This window comes from Pseudomonas sp. HY7a-MNA-CIBAN-0227 (assembly GCF_040310325.1).
In the GTDB taxonomy this organism is placed as follows: Bacteria; Pseudomonadota; Gammaproteobacteria; order Pseudomonadales; family Pseudomonadaceae; genus Aquipseudomonas.
In genome coordinates this window covers 1-251 of sequence record NZ_JBEOPT010000273.1, presented here as the reverse complement: position 1 = coordinate 251, position 251 = coordinate 1, and the positions used below count along the sequence as shown (strand labels likewise).

Annotated in this window: 1 protein-coding gene; it reads right to left on the bottom strand. The window is 51.0% G+C overall.

Going from position 1 to position 251, the window contains the following annotated elements; all coding sequences use genetic code 11:
• Positions 1–251 (bottom strand): hypothetical protein (locus tag AAEZ06_RS27885; protein WP_350617402.1); only part of this gene is annotated, 251 nt, incomplete at both ends.

The window sequence follows — 251 nt, the reverse complement described above, 5'->3', positions numbered from 1 at the left end:
CACCCAATGTACCCATTTTGCTAGGTGCTTCTACTTTTTCAGCTTTAGGCGCTTTGCTGCGGTTATTGGCGCTGTCTTTATCTTGACGATTACCGCGCGGTTTTGACGGACGCTTATCCGCTGCTGGACGGCTGTTATTTGGGCGATTGCTATTTGCCTGATTACTACGTGGACGACTGGCTTTCTCATCATTACCTGTACCTTCTGCAGTCGACTTCGCTGCTGGACGCGCGGGCTTTTCAGATTCAGGC